The 21,568-nt window shown below is 61.0% G+C and carries 20 protein-coding genes and 4 tRNA genes; 19 read left to right on the forward strand and 5 right to left on the reverse strand.

Features of this window, described 5'->3' with window-relative positions; all coding sequences use genetic code 11:
- Positions 1 to 2: 2 nt before the first annotated feature.
- Complete coding sequence (locus B097_RS0105725; RefSeq protein WP_202593329.1) at positions 3 to 482, reverse strand: hypothetical protein; 480 nt, start codon at positions 480 to 482, stop codon at positions 3 to 5.
- A gap of 41 nt (positions 483 to 523) precedes the next feature.
- Between B097_RS0105725 and B097_RS0105730 the strand changes: the two genes are divergently transcribed.
- On the forward strand, positions 524 to 1,213 hold the full coding sequence (locus B097_RS0105730; RefSeq protein WP_018581588.1) for a demethylmenaquinone methyltransferase: 690 nt from the start codon (positions 524 to 526) through the stop codon (positions 1,211 to 1,213).
- Between the two features lie 111 nt (positions 1,214 to 1,324).
- Here B097_RS0105730 and B097_RS0105735 read toward each other — a convergent pair whose 3' ends face one another.
- Complete coding sequence (locus tag B097_RS0105735) at positions 1,325 to 2,563, reverse strand: geranylgeranyl reductase family protein (RefSeq protein WP_040429421.1); 1,239 nt, start codon at positions 2,561 to 2,563, stop codon at positions 1,325 to 1,327.
- Positions 2,564 to 2,670: 107 nt separating this feature from the next.
- On the opposite strand from B097_RS0105735, the gene B097_RS0105740 reads away from it, so the two are divergent.
- From B097_RS0105740 to B097_RS0105805, 14 genes are all read left to right on the forward strand, one after another.
- Positions 2,671 to 3,687: a polyprenyl synthetase family protein gene (locus B097_RS0105740; protein WP_018581590.1), complete on the forward strand. Its 1,017-nt coding sequence runs from the start codon at positions 2,671 to 2,673 to the stop codon at positions 3,685 to 3,687.
- 77 nt (positions 3,688 to 3,764) lie between these two features.
- A tRNA-Tyr gene (locus B097_RS0105745) sits at positions 3,765 to 3,850 on the forward strand.
- Positions 3,851 to 4,088: 238 nt separating this feature from the next.
- Positions 4,089 to 4,161, forward strand: a tRNA-Thr gene (locus B097_RS0105750).
- A 44-nt stretch (positions 4,162 to 4,205) separates the two neighbouring features.
- A tRNA-Met gene (locus B097_RS0105755) sits at positions 4,206 to 4,282 on the forward strand.
- Positions 4,283 to 4,348: 66 nt separating this feature from the next.
- Positions 4,349 to 4,424: transfer RNA gene (locus B097_RS0105760), tRNA-Trp, on the forward strand.
- A 23-nt stretch (positions 4,425 to 4,447) separates the two neighbouring features.
- Positions 4,448 to 4,774, forward strand: coding sequence for a preprotein translocase subunit SecE (secE, locus tag B097_RS0105765; RefSeq protein ID WP_018581591.1), 327 nt, complete (start codon positions 4,448 to 4,450; stop codon positions 4,772 to 4,774).
- Between the two features lie 189 nt (positions 4,775 to 4,963).
- Entirely contained in the window at positions 4,964 to 5,971 is a 1,008-nt protein-coding gene (nusG, locus tag B097_RS0105770) for a transcription termination/antitermination protein NusG (RefSeq protein ID WP_018581592.1), read from the forward strand.
- A gap of 173 nt (positions 5,972 to 6,144) precedes the next feature.
- Positions 6,145 to 6,573, forward strand: a complete 429-nt coding sequence (rplK, locus tag B097_RS0105775; RefSeq protein ID WP_018581593.1) for a 50S ribosomal protein L11 — start codon at positions 6,145 to 6,147, stop codon at positions 6,571 to 6,573.
- A 62-nt stretch (positions 6,574 to 6,635) separates the two neighbouring features.
- Positions 6,636 to 7,352 carry a 50S ribosomal protein L1 gene (rplA, locus tag B097_RS0105780; protein ID WP_018581594.1) on the forward strand — a complete coding sequence of 239 codons (717 nt, stop codon included), beginning with the start codon at positions 6,636 to 6,638 and terminating at the stop codon, positions 7,350 to 7,352.
- Between the two features lie 85 nt (positions 7,353 to 7,437).
- Positions 7,438 to 8,115 (forward strand): TIGR03943 family putative permease subunit, encoded by a 678-nt coding sequence (locus B097_RS0105785; protein ID WP_018581595.1) that lies wholly within the window; start codon positions 7,438 to 7,440, stop codon positions 8,113 to 8,115.
- Positions 8,112 to 9,113: a permease gene (locus tag B097_RS0105790; RefSeq protein WP_018581596.1), complete on the forward strand. Its 1,002-nt coding sequence runs from the start codon at positions 8,112 to 8,114 to the stop codon at positions 9,111 to 9,113. The genes B097_RS0105785 and B097_RS0105790 overlap by 4 nt, the downstream gene beginning before the upstream one ends.
- Positions 9,114 to 9,196: 83 nt before the next feature.
- Complete coding sequence (locus tag B097_RS12575) at positions 9,197 to 10,708, forward strand: phytoene desaturase family protein (protein WP_018581597.1); 1,512 nt, start codon at positions 9,197 to 9,199, stop codon at positions 10,706 to 10,708.
- A complete protein-coding gene (locus B097_RS0105800; RefSeq protein ID WP_018581598.1) occupies positions 10,660 to 11,133 on the forward strand; it encodes a hypothetical protein in 474 nt (157 codons plus the stop codon). The genes B097_RS12575 and B097_RS0105800 overlap by 49 nt, the downstream gene beginning before the upstream one ends.
- A complete protein-coding gene (locus B097_RS0105805) occupies positions 11,134 to 12,009 on the forward strand; it encodes an HTTM domain-containing protein (protein ID WP_018581599.1) in 876 nt (291 codons plus the stop codon).
- Positions 12,010 to 12,096: 87 nt separating this feature from the next.
- On the opposite strand, the gene nirD is transcribed toward B097_RS0105805, so the two are convergent.
- Both nirD and nirB read right to left on the reverse strand, forming a co-directional pair.
- The gene (gene nirD, locus B097_RS12580) at positions 12,097 to 12,408 is read right to left on the reverse strand and encodes a nitrite reductase small subunit NirD (protein ID WP_018581600.1); all 312 of its coding nucleotides are present in this window, start codon (positions 12,406 to 12,408) and stop codon (positions 12,097 to 12,099) included.
- 12 nt (positions 12,409 to 12,420) lie between these two features.
- Positions 12,421 to 14,922, reverse strand: coding sequence for a nitrite reductase large subunit NirB (gene nirB / locus B097_RS0105815; protein WP_018581601.1), 2,502 nt, complete (start codon positions 14,920 to 14,922; stop codon positions 12,421 to 12,423).
- A 360-nt stretch (positions 14,923 to 15,282) separates the two neighbouring features.
- Between nirB and rplJ the strand changes: the two genes are divergently transcribed.
- The 3 genes from rplJ to pgfA all read left to right on the forward strand — a co-directional run bounded on the left by rplJ (position 15,283) and on the right by pgfA (position 17,269).
- The gene (gene rplJ / locus B097_RS0105820; protein ID WP_018581602.1) at positions 15,283 to 15,804 is read left to right on the forward strand and encodes a 50S ribosomal protein L10; all 522 of its coding nucleotides are present in this window, start codon (positions 15,283 to 15,285) and stop codon (positions 15,802 to 15,804) included.
- A gap of 73 nt (positions 15,805 to 15,877) precedes the next feature.
- Positions 15,878 to 16,267 carry a 50S ribosomal protein L7/L12 gene (gene rplL / locus B097_RS0105825; protein WP_018581603.1) on the forward strand — a complete coding sequence of 130 codons (390 nt, stop codon included), beginning with the start codon at positions 15,878 to 15,880 and terminating at the stop codon, positions 16,265 to 16,267.
- Positions 16,268 to 16,363: 96 nt separating this feature from the next.
- The gene (gene pgfA / locus B097_RS0105830; RefSeq protein WP_026254343.1) at positions 16,364 to 17,269 is read left to right on the forward strand and encodes a cell envelope lipid trafficking protein PgfA; all 906 of its coding nucleotides are present in this window, start codon (positions 16,364 to 16,366) and stop codon (positions 17,267 to 17,269) included.
- On the opposite strand, the gene B097_RS0105835 is transcribed toward pgfA, so the two are convergent.
- Positions 17,266 to 17,628 (reverse strand): carboxymuconolactone decarboxylase family protein, encoded by a 363-nt coding sequence (locus tag B097_RS0105835; RefSeq protein WP_018581605.1) that lies wholly within the window; start codon positions 17,626 to 17,628, stop codon positions 17,266 to 17,268. The genes pgfA and B097_RS0105835 overlap by 4 nt on opposite strands.
- Before the next feature lie 438 nt (positions 17,629 to 18,066).
- Between B097_RS0105835 and rpoB the strand changes: the two genes are divergently transcribed.
- On the forward strand, positions 18,067 to 21,561 hold the full coding sequence (rpoB, locus tag B097_RS0105840) for a DNA-directed RNA polymerase subunit beta (protein WP_018581606.1): 3,495 nt from the start codon (positions 18,067 to 18,069) through the stop codon (positions 21,559 to 21,561).
- Positions 21,562 to 21,568 lie beyond the last annotated feature (7 nt).

The raw sequence follows: 21,568 nt of genomic DNA on the forward strand, positions 1-21,568 counted from the left end.
CACTAGGGGTTGATCAGTAGGCGCGACTGCCTCCACAGGTACACCACGAGTGTGACCACGATGAGGAAATCCACCACGATATACACCGAATGCATGTAGCCAAACGGGGCGGCTTCGCCTGCGATGACAGCTTCGGTGCGAATATTAAGCATCGGGCGTACCACGGCCACCTTTAGCGCGAGTAGGCCGATCAGCGCCCACACCCAGCCCAGGTCCGGGTGGACAAACTTCGTGCGTAACGCGCTGCACAGCAGCCAGACGGCGAGGATGATTTCGGCTGCGTTCATGGCGGTAAACACCAGCTTGCCGATGCCCAGCCCCAGCGGGATCGTCATCCCCGGCGCCTGAAATTTTAGGGGTGCTTCGAAGCCGTCGATGGCGACGATGATGCCCAGCCACACCGCCGGCAGAATCAGACGCATCGCCAGGCTAAAGCGGCGCGGAGTCTCCTTAGTTCGGGAACGCGTTTCAGGTGTAGACATACCCCGCACCATACTTTAGGCGTCGATTACACTGGCTACCTATGGCCAAGGCGAATCTGGATAAGCAACCCTTCGACGTCGCGGGAATGTTCGACGATGTGGGAAAAAACTATGACATCACGAACACGATCTTGTCGTTTGGGCAGGACCGCTACTGGCGCAAGCGCACCCGCGAACGCCTCAATTTGAAGCCCGGCCAGAAGGTACTGGACCTGGCCGCGGGTACGGCGGTGAGCACGGTGGAGCTGGCGAAGTCCGGTGCATGGTGCGTGGCCTGCGACTTTTCCCAGGGCATGCTGGAGGCTGGCCGGGATCGGGATGTTCCGAAGGTCGTCGGCGATGCGATGCATTTGCCTTTCGACGATGAATCTTTCGACGCTGTCACCATTTCCTATGGGCTGCGCAATATTCACGATTTCCGGACGGGGCTGCGCGAGATGGCGCGGGTGACCAAACCCGGGGGCACGCTGGTGGTTAATGAGTTTTCCACTCCGGTGGTGCCGGTGTTTTCCACCGTGTACAAGGAGTATTTGATGCGGGCGTTGCCGGCGATCGCCAAGGTGGTCTCCTCCAACGGGGAGGCCTACGAATACCTGGCCGAATCGATCCGTGCGTGGCCCGACCAGGAGGGCCTTGCCGCCGAGATCAACGCGAACGGTTGGGAAGACTGCGGCTGGCAGAATCTTACCTTCGGCATCGTAGCGATGCACGCCGCCACTAAACCGATATAGTCCTCGGCCCATACTGCGCGGTACCACTAGGTTTTCAATAACCTACCCGCACTATGTAGCGAGGACTATATCGGTTTGCGAAAAAAGGGGGCGGGGAAAGGGACAGGGCCCTTAGGCGACGTCCCACAAGGGGGTGTCCCGGCGCGCCCGCGAGACAACGGAGCCGGCACCGCGCCAGGCACGGGCGAGGATGTCGCGGTCTTCGTCGGTAATCAGGTTGCCCATCAGGCGCGCCGCCGCCGGCATGAGGGCCGCACCCACAGGTCCCCGCAGAGCGAGGGGCCCGACGGCCGGCAGGAATTGCGGGTAGGTCAACAAGCGCGCAGCAGTGCGTGCCAGCAGAAACGCCTCACCATAAGCCTCGCGCAGCCGGTCCGGCCACGTCAGCGTGAAATCGGCAGACGCGCCCAACATTTCCACCGCCATCACCGCAGATTCCAGACCATAGTCAATGCCTTCCCCATTGAGCGGGTTTACCAGCGCGGCCGCATCGCCGATCAGCATCCAGTTGCCACCCGCCACATTGGAGACAGCCCCGCCCATCGGCAACAGTGCGGAAGTGATGGAGTGTTCGTCGTCAAGCGACCATTCTTCGCGGACGAGCGCGGCGTAATCGGCAAGCAGTTTCTTGGTGTTCAGCTTGGCCGGGCGCGCCGAGGTGCTTAATGCGCCGCAGCCGAGGTTGACGGTGCCGTCGCCGAGCGGGAAAATCCAGCCATATCCGGGCTGGATGGCGCCGTCGGCATCGCGCAGTTCGACGTGGGAGTGCATCCACGGTTCGTCGGAGTAGGGCGTGGCGCAGTAGGAGCGGGCGGCGATTCCGTAGACCTCGTCGCGGTGCCACTGCCGTCCCAGCAGTTTGCCGAAGGGGGAGCGCACGCCGTCGGCCACGATGACCCAGCGCGGGGTGACAGGGCCGCGCGGGGTGTTGATCGTCGTGATGCGGCTGCCCGAGACCTCCACATCGTTGGCGGGGCAGTCTTCCCAGACTTCGGCGCCGGCTAAGCGGGCTTCGTCGACAAGCGCTGCGTCAAAACCGACGCGGGGACGGGCGGATCCGACTTTGCCGAACTGGCCGTCGGGCCATGGTGCGGTGACTGCGCCGCCGTATCCAACCAGCTTCAGCCCCTTGTTGCGGTATTTGGGGAGGACGTGCTCCACGCCGAGGGCCCGCAGGGTGTGGACTGCGCGCGGGGTCAGGCCGTCGCCGCAGGTTTTGTCGCGGGGGAAGGTTTGGGCGTCGAGGAGCAGCGTGTCGTAGCCTGAGCGGGCGGCGGCGAGTGCTGCGGCGGCTCCTGCGGGCCCGGCTCCGACAACGACACATTCTTTAGTTACAGTCACTTGTCCCATTGTGCCAGACACGTTTTTGCCCACCCCAGGGTGTGTCTGGTGCATGTATTGGACTACGGTTGAGGGGCAAGAATTATGATCGTTTCCAGTTTGTGAGGTCCGTACCGATGACACAGGGCACCAATGCCTCACCCCGCCATGCCTCCAGCGTGGACTTGGGTGATGAGGCCCTCAGCGCACGTATCGACGAAGGGATGCGCGCGGTGGAGGAGTTGCTTGTCGACGAGCTCTCTACCGGAGCGGATTTCGTCAATGAGAAGGTGCTGCATCTCGCGCAGGCTGGCGGGAAGCGGTTCCGCCCGTTGATGGCGTTGCTGGCCAGTGAGTATGGGCCTGAGACGGGCTCGCCGAAGGTGGTGAAGGCTGCGACGATCGTCGAGATGGTGCACCTGGCCACCTTGTATCACGATGATGTGATGGATGAGGCGGAGATGCGTCGCGGCGTGGAGTCTGCGAATTCGCGCTGGGGTAATTCGGTGGCGATTTTGGCTGGCGATATCCTGCTGGCGCACACTTCGCGGCTGATGAGCCAGCTGGATACCGATACGGTGCATCACTTTTCTGAGACCTTTGGCAAACTTGTCACGGGCCAGATGCGGGAGACGATCGGCGCGCAGGGCAGCGATCCGGTTGAGCACTACCTGAAGGTCATCGACGAGAAGACGGGCGTGCTGATCGCCTCCGCGGGCTATTTAGGTGCGCGCCATTCCGGTGCGTCCGAAGAGATCGTGGATGCCATGTACAAGCTGGGTTCTGCGATTGGCATGGTGTTCCAGATCGTCGATGACATGATCGACATATTCTCTGCGACCGACCAGTCCGGCAAAACCCCCGGCACCGACCTTCGCGAGGGCGTGTTCACCCTGCCGGTGTTGTATGCGCTGGAGGAAGACACCGAGGTGGGCGAGCAGCTGCGTGGCATGCTCACCGGCCCGCTTGACGACGACGCCGACGTCGAGCGCGCCCTCGAGCTGCTCAGCCAGTCCACGGGCCGCGAACGTTCCCTGGAGGCTGTCAAGCACTATTTGGCGCTTGCCGACGAACAAATCCAGCGACTGCCCGATATTCCCGCGACCGGCGCACTGCGCATGCTGGCCCGCTACACCGTCGACCGCGTCGGATAAAAGGTCCTTTTACCTGCCGATTTGCCAATGTGTAGTGCCCGTGTTGTAAGGTAGTTCACGCACTTGAAAAAGCGCTTGCCAGGTTGTCCGAGCGGCCAAAGGAAGCGGACTGTAAATCCGCCGGCTCACGCCTTCAGAAGTTCGAATCTTCTACCTGGCACCAGCTAGCACCCACTGCGAATATTCGCGGTGGGTGCTTTTTCGTTGCTTAACGACGGGGCGCCTCGTCGTTAAGCGCCTGGGTACGGAAGCGCCATATCGCGCTGAAAGGGGGCCGCGAAAAGGTTAGTTATGCTGGCGATTTGTGTTATATGTGATGATCGGGTTAATCTTTCAAAGGCTTCAACAGAGCGGACAACGCAAAGCGAAAGCGAGAGCGTAGTCCACAACTAAGAGGCTGTGCCCCCTTAGCTCAGTCGGTAGAGCGTTTCCATGGTAAGGAAAAGGTCAGCAGTTCGATTCTGCTAGGGGGCTCTGTTGCTTGAATACGTACCTTCGGGTGCGGGAGCAGGCGGCATGGCGGTGTAGCTCAGCTGGTGAGAGCGCGCGACTCATAATCGCGAGGTCGAGAGTTCGAGTCTCTCCACCGCTACCACCCAAAGAACCGGTTCACTGGCGAACCGTGGTAGGGTAAGCGTACTGTCTTAAGTGATAGTCACCAAGGGGCGTAGTTCAATTGGTAGAGCAACGGTCTCCAAAACCGTAAGTTGCAGGTTCGAGTCCTGTCGCCCCTGCCAAAGTTTTTGACTAGAGGAGTGCTGTGAGCGAAGACCAGCCAAAGCGCGACGGCCAGGCCACGCCAACCGGTAAGCGTCAGCTGAGCGGTGCCAGTACTACTTCTTCCACGTCCTATGAGGCGAAGAAGGTTGCGCGCCAAACTCCTGAGAGCGACGATAAGCCAGGTGGCGGCGTAGCCGCGTTCCCGGGCGAGGTTGTTCAGGAGGTCCGCAAGGTCGTGTGGCCCACCGGCCGCCAGATGCTGAACTACACGCTGATTGTGTTCGCGTTCCTCATCATCTTGACCGCGCTGGTGTGGGGTGTGGATACGCTGACAACCATGGGTGTAGAAGCCGTTCTGGTTCCTTAAGCCGCCAAGAGTTTTGACCCGCTGACCCTGTCCAGGGCAGCGGGTTTTGTGATCAGAGTTGAAAAGGGCCAGTTTTCTCAGCTATAGTGGCCCCATTGAATCATTGACTTGATCCCGTCACCCCCGTCGCCATAAAAGATGCAGGGGTAGGCGGGATAATTTATTGGTAAAACCAGTCTGGAGAACACCATGAGCGACAACACCACAGAAGACACGGGCCTGACCCAAGAAGAAATCGACGTTATCGAAGAAAAGGAAATGATCGACGAGGGCGCACCCGTCAGCCCAGCCACCGAACCGGTCGCCGAAACCGCAGAGCGCATGGAGGCCGCCCACGAACGCGCTGAGGAAGCTGAGGGCGACGCAGGCGAGACCGGTGTCGACGAGCCGACTTTCCCGGTGGATGATTCGATCGTCGAAGCGCACGAGCGCGCCGTCGAGCAGACGCAGGAGTCGCTCGAGGCTTCCGACGACGCCGCCGAGCAGACCCCCGAGGAGGCCGCAGCGGCAGCCCTGGGCGACACTGAGGCTGTCGACGAGGAGGCGGAGAAGCGGAGGCGTCTGCGCGAGTTCACCCGCGAGCTGAAGAAGCTGCCGGGCCAGTGGTACATCATCCAGTCCTACTCGGGCTACGAGAACAAAGTGAAGACCAACCTCGATATGCGCGCCCAGACCCTGGAGGTGGAGGACTCGATCTATGACGTCGTGGTTCCCATCGAGCAGGCAGTCGAGCTGAAGGACGGCAAGCGCAAGCTGGTCAAGCGCAAGCTGTTGCCGGGCTACGTGCTGGTGCGCATGGACATGAACGATGCGGCGTGGTCTGTGGTCCGTGAGACCCCAGGTGTGACCTCCTTCGTGGGCAACGAGGGCAACGCCACCCCGGTCAAGCACCGCGATGTCGCCAAGTTCCTCATGCCGAAGGAAGCTCCCGTCGATGGGGACGAGGCCGCAGCGAAGACGGTCACGAACAGCGAGGGCGAGACCGTCGTCGCTACGCCTGGTGAGGAAGCAAAGAAGATCGCGCATGACTTCGAGGTCGGCGAGGCCGTCACCATCCTGTCGGGCGCGCTGGCGTCTGTATCGGCGACGATCAACGCGATCGACGAGGAAACCGGCAAAATCCAGGCCCTGGTGTCCATCTTCGGCCGCGAAACCCCTGTGGAGCTCACCGCGGATCAGGTGGAGCGCATCAACTAGACGCGTTTTGCTTTCCGACGAAGCACCTGCGTAAACTTGTCTGCCGTGTGTCTTTCGGGGCACGCGGCACATAATCATCTCCCCGGTGGCTGGCTTGTAATGGCTGGCATCCGGCAGGGTGGCTGTTATTCATCGTGGCATTCACCCCTGAAACATGGAATTGAGGTAATTCGATGGCTAAGAAGAAGGTAACTGGTCTGATCAAGCTTCAGATCGAAGCAGGCCAGGCTAACCCGGCTCCTCCAGTCGGTCCTGCACTGGGTGCTCACGGCGTGAACATCATGGAGTTCTGCAAGGCGTACAACGCTGCAACGGAGTCCATGCGTGGCGACGTCGTCCCAGTTGAGATCACCGTCTACGAAGACCGCTCCTTCGACTTCATCCTGAAGTCTCCTCCAGCAGCGAAGCTGCTTCTGAAGGCTGCTGGCCTGAAGAAGGGCTCCGGCGTCCCACACACCGACAAGGTCGGTTCTGTGACCTGGGATCAGTGCAAGGAGATTGCAGAGAAGAAGAAGAATGACCTGAACGCTCGTGACATCGAGGCTGGCGCGGCGATCATCGCTGGTACCGCTCGTTCCATGGGTATCACCGTCAACAAGTAAACATTCATGTGGGAGGGCCTGCCTGGCCCGAACCACACTCCTACATCACGTAAGGATCAAACATGGCAAAGAAGAAGTCCCGCCGTTACGAAGAGGCTGCTAAGCTCGTCGACCGCACCAAGGAATACCACCCACTGGATGCTGTTGCGCTGGCGAAGGAGACCTCCTCCAAGAACTACGATGCATCCATCGACGTCGCTATGCGTCTGTCCGTGGACCCACGCAAGGCTGACCAGCTGGTGCGCGGCACCGTTAACCTGCCAAACGGCACCGGTAAGACCGTGCGCGTTGCTGTTTTCGCCGAGGGCGAGAACGCGACCAAGGCTAAGGAAGCTGGCGCTGACATCGTCGGTACCGACGAGCTGATCGAGCAGATCAACGCCGGCACCATCGATTTCGACGTGGCCATCGCTACCCCTGATCAGATGGCGAAGGTCGGCCGCGTTGCCCGCGTCCTGGGCCCTCGTGGTCTGATGCCGAACCCGAAGACCGGCACCGTCACCCCTGACGTTGCAAAGGCAATCGAGGACGTCAAGGGCGGCAAGATCTCCTTCCGCGTTGACAAGGCATCGAACCTGCAGGCGATGATCGGTAAAGCGTCCTTCACCCCTGAGCAGCTAGCTGAGAACTACGGCGCGCTTCTCGACGAGGTCCTGCGCCTGAAGCCATCCTCGGCAAAGGGCGTGTACCTGAAGAAGGTCGTTGTCTCCGCAACCACTGGCCCTGGTGTTCCAGTGGATACCAGCGTGCAGAAGAACTACACGGAGAAGCAGGCTTAAACCTCCTGTGGCCTAGCTCCCCGCTCGTTGGGCTGAGAAATCAGTGTCCAACAAGCGGGGTTTTTTCTGTGCATAATGAGATGCGATGGATAAGCAGCAGACAACACAACGTGAGCCCGCGGATGGCGGTGCTTGGGGTGGATTCATCGCTGCAGCGACCGGGTTAGTGTTGGCCACCCTCGCGTTGACTGGCACCGCCACGGACTATGTGCGCCCGGGCTTTGTGCCGCTGATCTTACTGACCGGGGTGGCACTGCTCGTGTTCGGTGTGTGGACGATGGGCGCCTCCAGCATCCCGGGCACACCCCGCGCGAGCGCGTGGGCCGTGGTAGCGGTTGCGGTGCTCGCGGTTGTGGCGGCACCGGGCCCCTTGGGAAGTTACTTCGTCGATACGGGTCGAACCGCCACGGTGCAGGCCGCATCAGCACCCACCGAACGCCCAGAAGGGGAGACCCGCCTGGATACTTTGGCAGCGGCCTATGATGCCGGACAGGCAGACGGGGCGCACGTAACCGTGGAAGGTTTCGCCGGCAGCGGCCAGGAGGGGACGATCAGCCAGGGACGCTGGTTCCTCGCCCGGTACAAGATCACGTGCTGCGTTGCCGATGCTACCGGTGTCCGCATCGCGCTACTCGGCGCCATTCCCGAACAAGGCCAGTGGTACCGCGCCACCGGCCATGTCACCGCAGATGACTACGGGGAGATGGCCTTGGAGGTTTCCGAACTTACGCTTATCGACGAGCCCGAGGTGCCTTACCTATGACTGGGCCACACCCGTCGTCGTTAAGCACTCGTGCCCACAGCCCTGCGCTGCTGCTTATTCTGCTGCTTGGGGCTGTGTTGGCAGTCGACGCTTTTGGTCCGCCGATTGTGCCGCAGGATGCTTTTCAGACGTGGGTGTCGCTGCTGGTGGGAGTGACCGTGCAGGCGCTGCCTTTTCTTGTTCTAGGTGTGGCGCTGTCGGCGGCCCTGACTGTCTTTGTTCCGGAGACGGCGCTGCTGCGTTACCTTCCGCGCAGGAAAGCGGTGGCGGTGCCGGTGGTCGCGGTATCCGGAATGGCGCTGCCGGCGTGCGAATGTGCGTCGGTGCCCGTGGCCAATTCGTTGCTGCGTAAGGGGCTGCCACCGGCGGCGGCCCTGGCGTTTATGCTGGCCAGCCCGGCGATTAATCCTGTAGTGCTGGTGTCTACTGCCGTCGCTTTTACTGGGCAGCCAGCCATGGTGTGGGCTCGGTTTGCGGCAAGTTTGGCGGTGGCATGCCTGGTGGGCTGGCTGTGGCGGGGAAGTCTCAAGGCAGCACGGAGCGGCGATCACGACCATGCGCATCACGGCGCGGACACTTCACGTGCAGACGCTTTCCGCGCTGCCTTCATCCATGACTTCCTGAACTCTGCGGGGTTCCTTGCCATTGGCGCTGCGATCGCGGCGACGCTCAAGGTCTTTATCCCACCGGCGGCGCTGCAGGTGCTGGCAGATAACTGGTGGCTGGCCATCCTGGTCATGGCTGCCCTTGCGGTTCTTATGGCGCTGTGCTCAGAGGCGGACGCGTTCATCGCTGCCAGTTTCACCTTCGTCTCGCCGACAGCGCAGCTGGTGTTCATGGTGGTGGGGCCGGTCGTGGATACCAAGCTGATCGCCATGCAGTACGGCGCGTGGGGGAGAAAATTTGTGGTGCGGTTCGTGCCCTTCGTACTTGTGGTGGCCGTGGGGATGGCGATGCTCGTCGGGTGGCTCGTATTTGGTCTGGGATCGGCGACATGAAAGCATTTTCACCCAGTTTTCACAGAGTATTCACATTCTAGTGGCACACTGGAGGTATTCCTCGATCCACAAGGAGAGCGCTAGTGTCCGACCAGTACCGGGCTGTCATCGTCGGCAGCGGGCCGAACGGGCTGACCGCCGCCGCCAGGCTTGCCGCCGCGGGATGGGCTGTCGATGTCTACGAGCGCAACGCCCGCCCCGGCGGGGCTGCGGCCAGCACCGGCGACATTTTCCCCGGCCACATCGTTGATCTTGGTGCGGCTGGCCACCCGTTCGGTGTGGCTAGCCCTGCTTTCCGCGCGCTCGACCTGGAAAGCCACGGTCTTCGATGGAAACATGCCCCCTATGAGTTGGCGCACCCGCTTGATCATGGCGAGCCGGCTCTGCTCAGCCGCTCGCTCGACGACACGGCTGAACGTTTGGGCGAGGACGCGAAGAACTGGACCCGCCTGCACGAGCCTGTTGTGAACCACATCGACGAGCATCTAGAAAATTTCTTGGTGCCCATCCTGCGCTGGCCCGCCCACCCGGTCCGCATGGTGCAGTTCGGCCTGCCGGGCATCCTGCCTGCCGCGACGCTTGGCAAGACACTGTTTCGCACAGAGAAGGCCCGCGCCCTCCTGGCAGGCAGCGCGGTCCACGCCATTACTTCCCCGGCACGTGTCTTCACAGGTGCTTTCGGCATGCTCTTCGGTGGCTTGGGAATGACGCGCGGCTGGCCCGTGGCGGAAGGCGGAACACAAGCGATCGTCGATGCGCTCACGAGCGTGATCACAAGCAACGGCGGCAGGATCCACACCAACGCCGAGGTGACCAACTTGCGCGAACTACCGCGTGCCGACGCCACCATCCTCAACCTCACCCCACACCAGGTACTTGGGCTACGCGGCCTCACACTGACGCGCGCACAGCAACGTCCCCTTCGTCGCTGGCGCTACGGCACCGCGACCTGGAAAGTCGATTTCCAACTGGCGGAACCGGTCCCGTGGGAGGATCCGCGCGCCGGCCAGGCCGCCACCGTGCACCTGGGTGGCACCACCAGCGATATCGCCCGCGCAGAAGACGAAGCAGCACGCGGAAAAATGCCAGATAAGCCCTTTGTCATGGCGTGCCAACAGTATGTGGCCGACCCCTCCCGCGGCCTCACCCTGTGGACCTACGCCCACGTACCCCACGGTTTCACAGAATCGCACCCGGGGCAGGTTGCTGAGGCGATCACCAAGCAAATTGAACGTTTCGCTCCAGGTTTTCGGGATGTGATCGTCGATAAGCACGAAACAAGCCCTGCGCAACTTCAGACGTGGAATCCCAACCTCATCGGTGGGGATATCGCCGGTGGTGCGATGACCGGGTTGCAGACGCTCATGCGCCCCGGTATCGCTGCGCATCCGCATCGGCTGGCACCGGGGGTGTACCTTGCCTCGGCTTCTACGCCACCGGGAGCCGGCGTGCACGGGATGCCCGGCTGGCACGCGGCGGGGGAGGCACTGCGACGACGAACGCACGCGATTGGATTGCCCTTGCCTCCTATGCCGGCATCGCTGCCGTGCTCACAAGCCCGCTGCGTCACTACGTCGGCCCCATCGACGAAGTGAACCGGAAGAAGAACGACGAAGACTCCTTCCCTCTGTCCACCTACCCGATGTTCTCGGCGTACCGTCGCGGACGCATCACCGTGCCCCATGTGATCGGGCTGACGGCGACAGGTCAGCGCATTAACCTGCACTACACGCATTTTGGCCTAGGCGGGCTGAATCACACACGTCGTCAGCTGTCGAAAGCGATCCGCAAGAAACGCGCGGTGGAGGTAGCACAGGCCTACGCCGATTCAGTGGCACGGCGGCCGCGCGACAACGAGCGCGACGTGGTCGAAGTGCTTGTGGTGCGCTCGCGTTTCCTTTTCGACGAATACTTCTCCAGCAACAAGAAGCCGCAGGCCGAATCCGTCCACGCCCGCTGTTTAATTGGGAGCCAGGCTGAGGCCGGGCCCGGCAAGCCGCTGCCACGAATGGAGGACTAAATGCACATCATGGATCTCTTTCGCCCGCGCGCCCGCGCCGAGCGCCCTGCCGTCCTGCGTATCGGCTTCAACGGTTTTTCCGCGGTGCATAACGCTTTAAGACGACCAATCATCCGCGATATCCACCGCCAACCAGCCAACCGCTTCCACCCGGTGGGCGTGTGCCGCGTGCTGTCGAAACCGCTGCCCCCGAAGGTGGCCGACGCCCTTTTCGACGCCGCCCAGGTAGTCAACGCCTTAGCGTTGGTGGGGCTGGCCCACAAAGTGACCGGGCCCGCTAATGCGCTCTTACAGCTGTGGACCATGACGTATCGCAACTCTTTTGGCATGATCCTGCACAACGACAACATGCTGGTCATGCAGCAGATGGCGGTAGGTTTTGGCCCCTCGGCGGACGCCCTGTCTGCGGACGCGTGGATCCGCGATCGCACTCTACTGCCCGAAAAGTACTCCCGCTCATACGGTGAGGCGAACACGCTAGCCAATATTGCAGCCACCGCCGTCTACTTCACCTCCGGGGTGGCCAAGGTGCGCAACGAATACGGCTGGCGCTGGGCCAGCGGGGTGGCTTTGCGCGAACAGGTCGCGGCTGATGCGGTGCGCAAGGAAGTTTTTGGCTCTGAGGCACCCAATGGTGCAGAGAAGCTTTATAACGCCAAGGGCCCGCTCGGCTTGTTGGCCGCAGGGGCTTTGGCTGTCGAGCTTTTGAGCCCCCTGGCCCTGCTCAACCGGCGCGCCGGGCAGCTCTTTGCCTTGGCCGCGTGTGCCATGCACTGGGGCATTCGCCTAGTGATGGGGATCAAGTTCACCTACAACATGTCCGGGGTGAGCTATTTGGGCTATTTTCCGGTCGGCCCGGAGCTGCGCGCCCTCTAAAGCACTTTCGGCCGACAAATTCGCGAGATTTTGGAAAATCAGCGGCATTTGTCGGCCGAAAGTGTCATGGGTGGCAGTCAGGCGACGCTAGCCGACGATAATCTGCCCGCCTTCCTGCTTCACCGGGTAGGTCGGGATCACAACTTCGTCCTCTTGGAGTGAGGTACCGTCGTCCAGGTAGAACTTCTGCTTCAGCATGGGGGAGGCGACGGTGGGGCGACCCTCGTGCTCGCCAATAATGCCGCGGCTCATCACAGCAGCACGAGAATACGGGTCAATATTGGACAGCGCGTAGAGTTCACCGCCGACCAAGTAGACCGCTACTTGCTCGTCGTTAGGCATGAGCACCGCCACGCCCAGGTTCTCTTCCAGTTTGGATGCGTCAAAAGAAATACTCATAGCTGATCTTCCTTACACAGTGGGCATGGGAAGTGGGACGATACGCCCGGTGTCCTCGTCGTGGCCGAACTGGACCGTCGGGTCCGGGGATTCCGGCGCGTTGACGAAGGACACGAAGCGGTTGAGTTTGTCGGGGTCCTGGAGGACGGCGGCCCACTCATCGGTGTAGTCGTCGACATGCTTTGCGACGAACGCGTCGAGATCCTTGGCGATGCCCAAAGAATCGTCCACGATGACACTCTTGATGTACTCCAAGCCACCCTGGATGGATTCCTGCCACCTAGCGGTGCGCTGCAGACGGTCCGCGGTGCGGATGTAGAAGGCAAGGTAGCGGTCGATATAGCGGACGAGTTCTTCGCCGGAAAGATCCCCGATCAGGAGCTGGGCGTGGACTGGGGTGGCGCCGCCGTTGCCGCCGACGTACAGGTTCCAGCCCTTGTCGGTGGCGATCACGCCGACGTCCTTGCCGCGGGCCTCTGCGCACTCGCGCGCGCAGCCGGAGACGCCCATCTTGAACTTGTGCGGTGCGCGCAGGCCGCGGTAGCGCAACTCCAGCTTGATCGCCATGCCGACGGAATCTTGCTGACCATAGCGGCACCAGTCGGTGCCCACGCAGCTCTTCACACTGCGCAAAGACTTGCCGTAGGCCTGGCCGGACTCCATGCCGTTGTCGACCAGCTTCTTCCAGATCGCGGGCAGGTCTTCCAGCCGGGCGCCGAACAAGACGATGCGCTGGGCGCCCGAGATCTTGGAGTACAGACCGTATTCCTCCGCGACTTCGGCGATCACACGCATTTGGTGCGGGGTGATATTGCCTGCTGGCAGGCGTGGGCACACCGAATAGGTGCCATTTTTCTGGATATTGCCCAGGAAGCGGTCATTGGTGTCTTGCAGAGAGGCGTTCTGGCCCTCCAGAATGTGATCTGAGGTGGACAGGGAGGCGAAGATGGAACCCAGGGTGGGTTTGCACACTTCGCAGCCGCCACCGGTGCCGAAACGTCCGATGAACTCGTCGAAGTCACGGATGCCGGTTGCCTGGGCGATCTGGAAGAGCTCGGTGCGCGACTGGTCGAAGTGTTCGCACACGCTGCGGGACTGCTCGATACCTTCGGCGTCGAGCAGCTTGCTCAGCAGCGGGATGCACGAACCGCAGGCGGTGCCGGCGTTCGTGCACTTCATGACGGCCTTGGTGGTGTGGTTGCCGTCGGCGATCGCTTCGCGGATGGCACCTTTCGATACGTCGTTGCAGGAGCAGATCTGGGCTTCGTCGGGAAGCGCTGAGACACCCACCGCTGGCGAGTCGCCGGCGGGGGCGATGAAGCTGACGGGGTCGCCGGGCAACTCGGTGCCGACCATCGGGCGCAGCATCGAGTAATTATCGGCCTCGCCAACCAGCATGCCTCCGAGCAGGGTGTGCTTATCGGCATCCAGAATGAGTTTCTTGTACACGCCGGAGATCGGGTCATTGATCTGCAGCTCGACCTTGTCCTCGCTGTCGGAGAAGGCATCGCCGAAGGAGGCAACGTCCACGCCCATCAGCTTCAGCTTGGTGGAGGTATCGGGGTCTTCGAAGTCCTTGATGGGGTTGCCGGTGAGGCGGGCGGCGGTGATTGCGGCCATCGAGTTGCCTGGTGCGACAAGGCCGTAGAGTTCGCCTTCGACGGCGGCGCACTCGCCGACGGCGGAGACGTGCTTGATCCCGGTGAAGCATTGGCGGTCTACGAGAAATCCGCCGCGTGGGCCGGTGGGCAGGCCAGAGCCCTCAGCAAGTTCATCGCGGGCGCGGATACCGGCCGAGAATACGACGATGTCGGTCTGGATCTCGCGACCATCGCCCAAGTCCAAGATGACGGAGCCTTCGCGCTCTTGTGATTCGCGGATTTCACGCGTTGCGGCGTTGACGTGCACCTCCACGCCCAGTGCGCGGATGGCCTCTGCAAGAAGGTCACCGCCGGCGTCGTCGACCTGCAGTGGCATCAGGCGTGGCGCCATTTCGACGACGTGGGTGCGCACGCCCATCTTCTTCAGGGCATTCGCGGCCTCCAATCCGAGTAAACCGCCACCAATCACGGCGGCGCGCACACGCCCCTCCTTGTGCTGAGAATCCTCCACGGCCTTGCGGATGCCATCGAGGTCTTCCAGGGTGCGGTACACGTGGCAGGCGGGTAGGTCGTGGCCGGGGATTGGTGGCACGAAGGCTTGGGAGCCCGTCGCCAGAATCAGCTCGTCGTAGGAGATGGTGCGATCGTCGTTAAGCGTGACCGTCTTTGCGTCAGGATCGACGCTTGTGGCGCGCGCGTGCAATACGTCGACGTGGTCGGGAAGTGGGGGTAGGTCGAGGGCGTTGGGGTCCCACGTCTCGGCGTATTCGGAGAGGTGGACGCGATCATAAGCCCAGCCGGGCTCTTCGCCAATGATGGTGATTTTCGCTTGCTTGTTGCGCTTCAGCAGTTCCTCGGCAGTGCGGTGGCCGACGGGACCGAAGCCGACAATGACGTAATGCGTGGTAGACATCGTGGTTAGGGCCTCCAGATAACGGCAGTAGGCGTCCTCAACATGCCCACCACCTGGTAGGTATTATTTTAGAATAAACCGTTGGAAATATTCGCGCTTTGCGACGATTTTGTGATCGGCTGTGCTCCTTGTTATAGTCAGCGACGAAGTTTGAACGGCGTGAACCGCCGTGCTCAAGTTTCACCGAAGACCGTCGGTTACCTCCCTGGTGGAGGTCGAAGGAGCTCCGAAAGGGGCCAACCCACGCAGGAGAAACGTGGCTCATTGCATCTTAAGGTGTGCCTCGTGCTTCTGCACGGGGCAATTTTTATTGCCCCGGGCGGATCAAAACCAATGAAGCATTTGGAAGGAGGCGTGAAGATGGCAAACCCAAAGAACGTAGCAGAACTCGCTGCTCTGAAGGAGAAGTTTGCGGGCGCAAGCTCGATTGTCCTGACCGAGTACCGTGGTCTGACCGTTGCTCAGCTCCAGGAGCTGCGTAGCGAGCTGGGCTTTGATGTCGAACTCCACGTCGCCAAGAACACCCTCGTGAAGATCGCTGCTGGTGAGCAGGGTATCGAGGGTCTCGATGAGCTTCTGACCGGCCCAACCGCTGTTGCCTTCATCCAGGGCGAGGCAGTGGATGCGGCGAAGGTTATGAAGAAGTTCGCCAAGGACAACGAAGCATTCGTCGTCAAGGGCGGCTACATGGACGGCAACGCACTGACCGCTGATCAGGTCTCTGCAATCGCCGACATGGACAACCGCGAGACCACTCTTGCCAAGCTCGCAGGCGCATTCGAAGGTTCCTTGGCCAAGGCAGCCGGCCTGTTCCAGGCACCAGCATCCAAGACCGCACGTCTGGTTGCTGCCCTGCAGGACAAGCAAGAAGACGCTGCTTAAAACAAGACTCTAGAACACACCACAATTTTTACTCAGGCCCACAGATTGCGGCCTGAACAGAAAGGAAGCCACCATGGCTAAGCTCACCAAGGACGAGCTCATTGAGCAGTTCAAGGAAATGACCCTCATCGAACTTTCCGAGTTCCTGAAGGAATTCGAGGAGGTCTTCGACGTGACCGCTGCTGCTCCAGTTGCTGTTGCAGCTGCAGGCGCACCTGCTGGCGGCGACGCTGCTGCTGAGGAAGAGAAGGACGAGTTCGACGTTGTCCTGACCGCTGCAGGCGACAAGAAGATCGGTGTTATTAAGGCTGTCCGCGAGATCGTCTCCGGCCTGGGCCTGAAGGACGCGAAGGAAATGGTCGAGTCCGCACCAAAGGCTGTCCTCGAGGGCGCAAACAAGGAAGACGCAGAGGCTGCAAAGGCGAAGCTGGAAGAGGCAGGCGCTACTGTCGAGCTGAAGTAATTCCGCTTACTGCTTGAAACCCCTACCGTTTGGAGTTGAAACTCCGCGCGGTGGGGGTTTCCTTTTGTCTTGGACGCAACCTGTAGACTTCCCCTTATGCTTCCAAAGTCCCGTATTTTTTCAGCGCTTCTCGTCGGCCTCGGAGTCGCCTTGATCGTCGCGGGGCTTGTGGCGCCAAGATTCCTTGTGGGCGACGGACGCATGCCGCTCGACATGGAGAACACCACATATACACTTTACGACGAGAATGGCACCGTTGAGGGGGAAACAACGGGGGTCACTCGTCAACTGCACATGGATATTCAGAACCCAGCCAATGAGGACATGGTGTCCCTGCGCGTAGGGGAGACGCTATTTGAAGGTAACGATGGCACGGAATTTGATGCGCTGTTGAGCGCCCAAACGTGGAACTGGGAAATGGACCGCCTCACGGGTGAGGCCCTCAGTCCGGTAACACTGTCTACCGTGATGGTGGTGCCCCCGGAAACTGTGGAGATGGATGGGCCGTGGCTCAAACTGCCGACCGATTTCGACGAGGAAACAGCGGAGATTTTTGATCCGTTCCTGCGTGAAGCCGCGCCGGCTACCTATACCGGGGCGAACGAGGCCGGTGGTGAGGTGAACAATTACAACCAGGTTGTGGAGCCGACGAACCTGGCCACCAAGTATCCCGCCATCAATAACACGAAAACCGTGAACGACGATGAGGGCAACGCTGAGCAGCTCTTCCTCAGCTATGAGGCGAACACGGGGGTGCTCGTCGGTATGCACGAAGACGTGGACCTGTATTACGCGGATCGGGAGGGCAACCGCGTCGAGGACTATGTTTCCTACGCCGCGGCCACCGCGAATGATGCGGCGCGCGTGGATGAGCTGTCCAGCATCCCGTCGCAAGCGACCTCGCGCACGATCACCATCGTCGTGATTGTGCTTGGTGCGGTACTTGCGCTGGTGGGGCTGATCGGAGCGTTGCGCCCCGATCGTCGTAAAGCGAAAAACTAATCCTCGCCCAAGACGCGGTACATGCAGCGGAAGGCTGCGAGGGTCTTTGGGACGCCGATATAAGGCATGAGGTGGACGAAGCACTCGGCGACCTCTTCCTTGCTCATGCCCGCCTGGTTCAAGGCGGTGGCGATGTGGCCCTCAAGCTGAGGCTCGGTGCCGCCCATCGCGGCAAGCGCGGCCATCGTCAGCATCTGACGATCGCGCAGTTCTAGGCCCTCGCGCTGGTAGGTGCCCCCGAAGATGCCGCCGACGACGAAGTCCGATGCGCCGGGGGCATAGCGGTCGAGTTGCTCTTTAAAGCCTTCGCCGGTGTTGGTGTCATCGATGAATTTCTGACCCTTGTCCATAGAAAACATGGAGATATTCCTTTCTGTTGGAAAACGTTATGGCCTCACCGTAGCAGGAAAATGCCTGTACAGCGCCCGTTGGGCGAGTGGGCCGCGCGAGGCGGTGCGCCGTGTTATTGCAAAAAACAGGGGAGTCGGTGCTAGAGTTCCCTGCAGCACCAATCGGCGGGCCCGCGCGGTGGGAAGACGGCATGGCGTGGAACGGTCAGGGTAGTTAGTTTTCGTTCGCCTTTACAAGCGCCGACCTATCGTATAAGGTAGGTCTTTGCGCTGGAAGCCGTCTCCGGCGACACTGAAACCTTGCTCACGGCTGATTTGGAAAAATCGACTTGACAAGGTGATTTTGTGCTATCCGGGGGCGGAACTTCCACAGCAGACCGAATGCTAATTATCCAGCGGAATTCCTGAAGATTGTAAAGCCAGAGCAATCGGAGGGACCCGCGTGAGGTGCTGGAAGGACCCATCTTGGCAGTCTCCCGCCAGACCAAGTCAGTGGCCGATATCCCCGGAGCCCAGAAGCGGTACTCGTTCGCGAAGATCAGCGAACCGATCCCCGTTCCCGGGCTCCTTGACGTACAGTCCGAATCCTTTTCGTGGCTCGTCGGAACGCCGGAGTGGCGTGAACGACAGCAGGAGTTACGCGGACCAGATGCCCGCGTAACCAGTGGCCTCGAGGACATCCTCGATGAGCTGTCCCCGATTCAGGATTACTCGGGCAACATGTCCCTCTCCCTGTCGGAGCCACGCTTCGACTCGGTGAAGTACACCGTCGACGAGTGTAAAGACAAGGACATTAACTACTCTGCTCCGCTTTACGTGACCGCAGAGTTCATTAACAACGACACCCAAGAGATCAAGTCTCAGACGGTGTTCATCGGCGATTTCCCGCTGATGACCGACAAGGGCACGTTCATCGTGAACGGTACCGAGCGTGTCGTCGTCTCCCAGCTGGTACGTTCACCAGGTGTGTACTTCGACGAGACCATCGACAAGTCCACCGAGCGTCCATTGCATTCCGTGAAGGTGATCCCTTCCCGCGGTGCATGGCTCGAGTTCGACGTCGATAAGCGCGATACCGTCGGCGTGCGTATTGATCGTAAGCGCCGTCAGCCTGTCACCGTGCTGTTGAAGGCACTGGGGTGGACCGAGGCGCAGATTAAGGAGCGCTTCGGCTTCTCCGAGATCATGATGACCACCCTCGAATCCGATGGCGTGGCCAATACCGACGAGGCACTGCTGGAGATCTACCGCAAGCAGCGTCCAGGCGAGCAGCCGACGCGCGACCTTGCGCAGTCCCTGCTGGAGAACTCGTTCTTCAACGCAAAGCGTTATGACCTGGCGAAAGTGGGTCGTTACAAGATCAACCGCAAGCTGGGCCTCGGCGGCGACCACGATGGTCTGCTTACCTTGACCGAGGAAGATCTCGCGACCTCCCTCGAGTACCTGGTGCGCCTGCATGCAGGTGAGCGTGAGATGACGTCGCCAACGGGCGAGGTCATCCCGATCAACACCGACGACATCGACCACTTCGGTAACCGTCGTCTGCGCACCGTGGGCGAGCTGATCCAGAACCAGGTCCGCGTGGGCCTGTCCCGCATGGAGCGTGTCGTGCGCGAGCGCATGACCACTCAGGACGCAGAGTCGATCACCCCGACCTCCCTGATCAACGTGCGCCCAGTCTCGGCTGCGATCCGTGAGTTCTTCGGTACCTCGCAGCTGTCGCAGTTCATGGACCAGAACAACTCCCTGTCCGGTCTGACGCACAAGCGTCGTCTGTCCGCACTGGGCCCTGGTGGTCTGTCCCGTGAGCGCGCCGGCATTGAGGTCCGAGACGTGCACCCATCGCACTACGGCCGCATGTGCCCGATTGAGACCCCGGAAGGCCCGAACATTGGCCTGATCGGTGCGCTGTCCTCCTACGCCCGCGTGAACGCGTTCGGCTTTATCGAGACCCCATACCAGAAGGTCGAAAACGGCAAGCTGACCGACCAGATCGACTACCTCACCGCAGACGAGGAGGACCGTTTCGCGATTGCTCAGGCAGCAACCGAAATGGACGATGAGGGCAACATCACCGAGGAGCGTATCGAGGTCCGTATCAAGGACGGCGATATCGCGGTGACCGACGCTCAGGGCGTCGACTACCTCGACATTTCCCCACGCCAGATGGTGTCTGTCGCAACCGCTATGATTCCGTTCTTGGAGCATGACGACGCGAACCGTGCCCTGATGGGTGCCAACATGCAGAAGCAGGCTGTGCCGCTGCTGCGTGCTGAGGCACCTTATGTGGCAACCGGTATGGAGCAGCGCGCCGCATATGACGCAGGTGACATGGTCATCTCTGCGAAGGCGGGCGTTGTTGAGAACGTCTCCGGTGACATGATCACGATCATGGACGACGAAGGCCAGCGCGACACCTACTTGCTGCGCACCTACGAGCGCACCAACCAGGGCACCTGCTACAACCAGCTGCCACTGGTCAACATCGGCGATCGTGTCGAAGCAGGCCAGGTCATTGCTGACGGCCCAGGCACCAAGGACGGCGAAATGTCGCTTGGCCGCAACCTGCTGGTTGCGTTTATGCCTTGGGAAGGCCACAACTACGAGGACGCCATCATCCTGAACCAGCGCGTTGTGGAAGATGACATCCTCACCTCCGTTCACATCGAAGAGCACGAGATCGATGCCCGCGACACCAAGCTGGGTGCCGAGGAAATCACTCGCGAGATCCCGAACGTGGGCGAAGACGTCCTCAAGGACCTCGACGAGCGCGGTATCGTCCGCATTGGTGCAGACGTGCGCGACGGCGACATCCTCGTCGGTAAGGTCACCCCGAAGGGCGAGACCGAGCTGACCCCAGAGGAGCGCCTGCTGCGCGCCATCTTCGGTGAGAAGGCCCGCGAAGTGCGCGACACCTCCCTGAAGGTGCCACACGGTGAGACCGGCAAGGTCATCGCTGTGCGTCGCTTCTCTCGCGAGGACGACGACGATCTGAGCCCAGGCGTGAACGAGATGATTCGCGTCTACGTCGCCCAGAAGCGCAAGATTCAGGACGGCGACAAGATGGCTGGCCGCCACGGCAACAAGGGTGTCGTCGGCAAGATCCTGCCGCAGGAAGACATGCCATTCATGGCTGACGGTACGCCTGTGGACATCATCCTGAACACCCACGGTGTGCCACGTCGTATGAACATTGGTCAGGTCCTCGAGGTGCACTTGGGCTGGCTGGCGAAGGCAGGCTGGACCGTGAACCCAGACGACCCTGCGAACGCGAAGCTGCTGGAGACCCTGCCTGAGGCGCTGTACGACGTGCCGGCAGACTCTCTGACCGCTACTCCTGTGTTCGATGGTGCAACCAACGAAGAGATCGCAGGCCTGCTTGCGAACACCAAGCCGAACCGTGACGGTGATGTCATGGTCGATGGTGACGGCAAGACGGTGCTGTTCGACGGCCGCTCCGGCGAGCCATTCGATTACCCGATCTCCGTGGGCTACATGTACATGCTGAAGCTGCACCACTTGGTGGATGAGAAGATCCACGCTCGTTCCACGGGCCCTTACTCCATGATTACCCAGCAGCCGCTGGGTGGTAAGGCACAGTTCGGTGGCCAGCGCTTCGGTGAGATGGAGGTGTGGGCAATGCAGGCATACGGCGCTGCCTACACCCTGCAGGAGCTGCTGACGATCAAGTCGGATGACGTTGTTGGCCGTGTGAAGGTCTACGAGGCCATCGTCAAGGGTGACAACATCCCTGACCCAGGCATTCCGGAGTCCTTCAAGGTCCTCCTCAAGGAGCTGCAGTCCCTGTGCCTCAACGTTGAGGTCCTTGCTGCAGACGGCACCCCAATGGAGCTGGACGGCGATGACGACGATGACCACGCGGGTTCCTCGCTGGGCATCAACCTCTCGCGCGACGAAGGCTCCTCAGCAGACACCGCGTAACCGCCAG

It is taken from the genome of Corynebacterium pilosum DSM 20521 = CIP 103422, from assembly GCF_000373805.1.
In the GTDB taxonomy this organism is placed as follows: Bacteria; Actinomycetota; Actinomycetes; order Mycobacteriales; family Mycobacteriaceae; genus Corynebacterium; species Corynebacterium pilosum.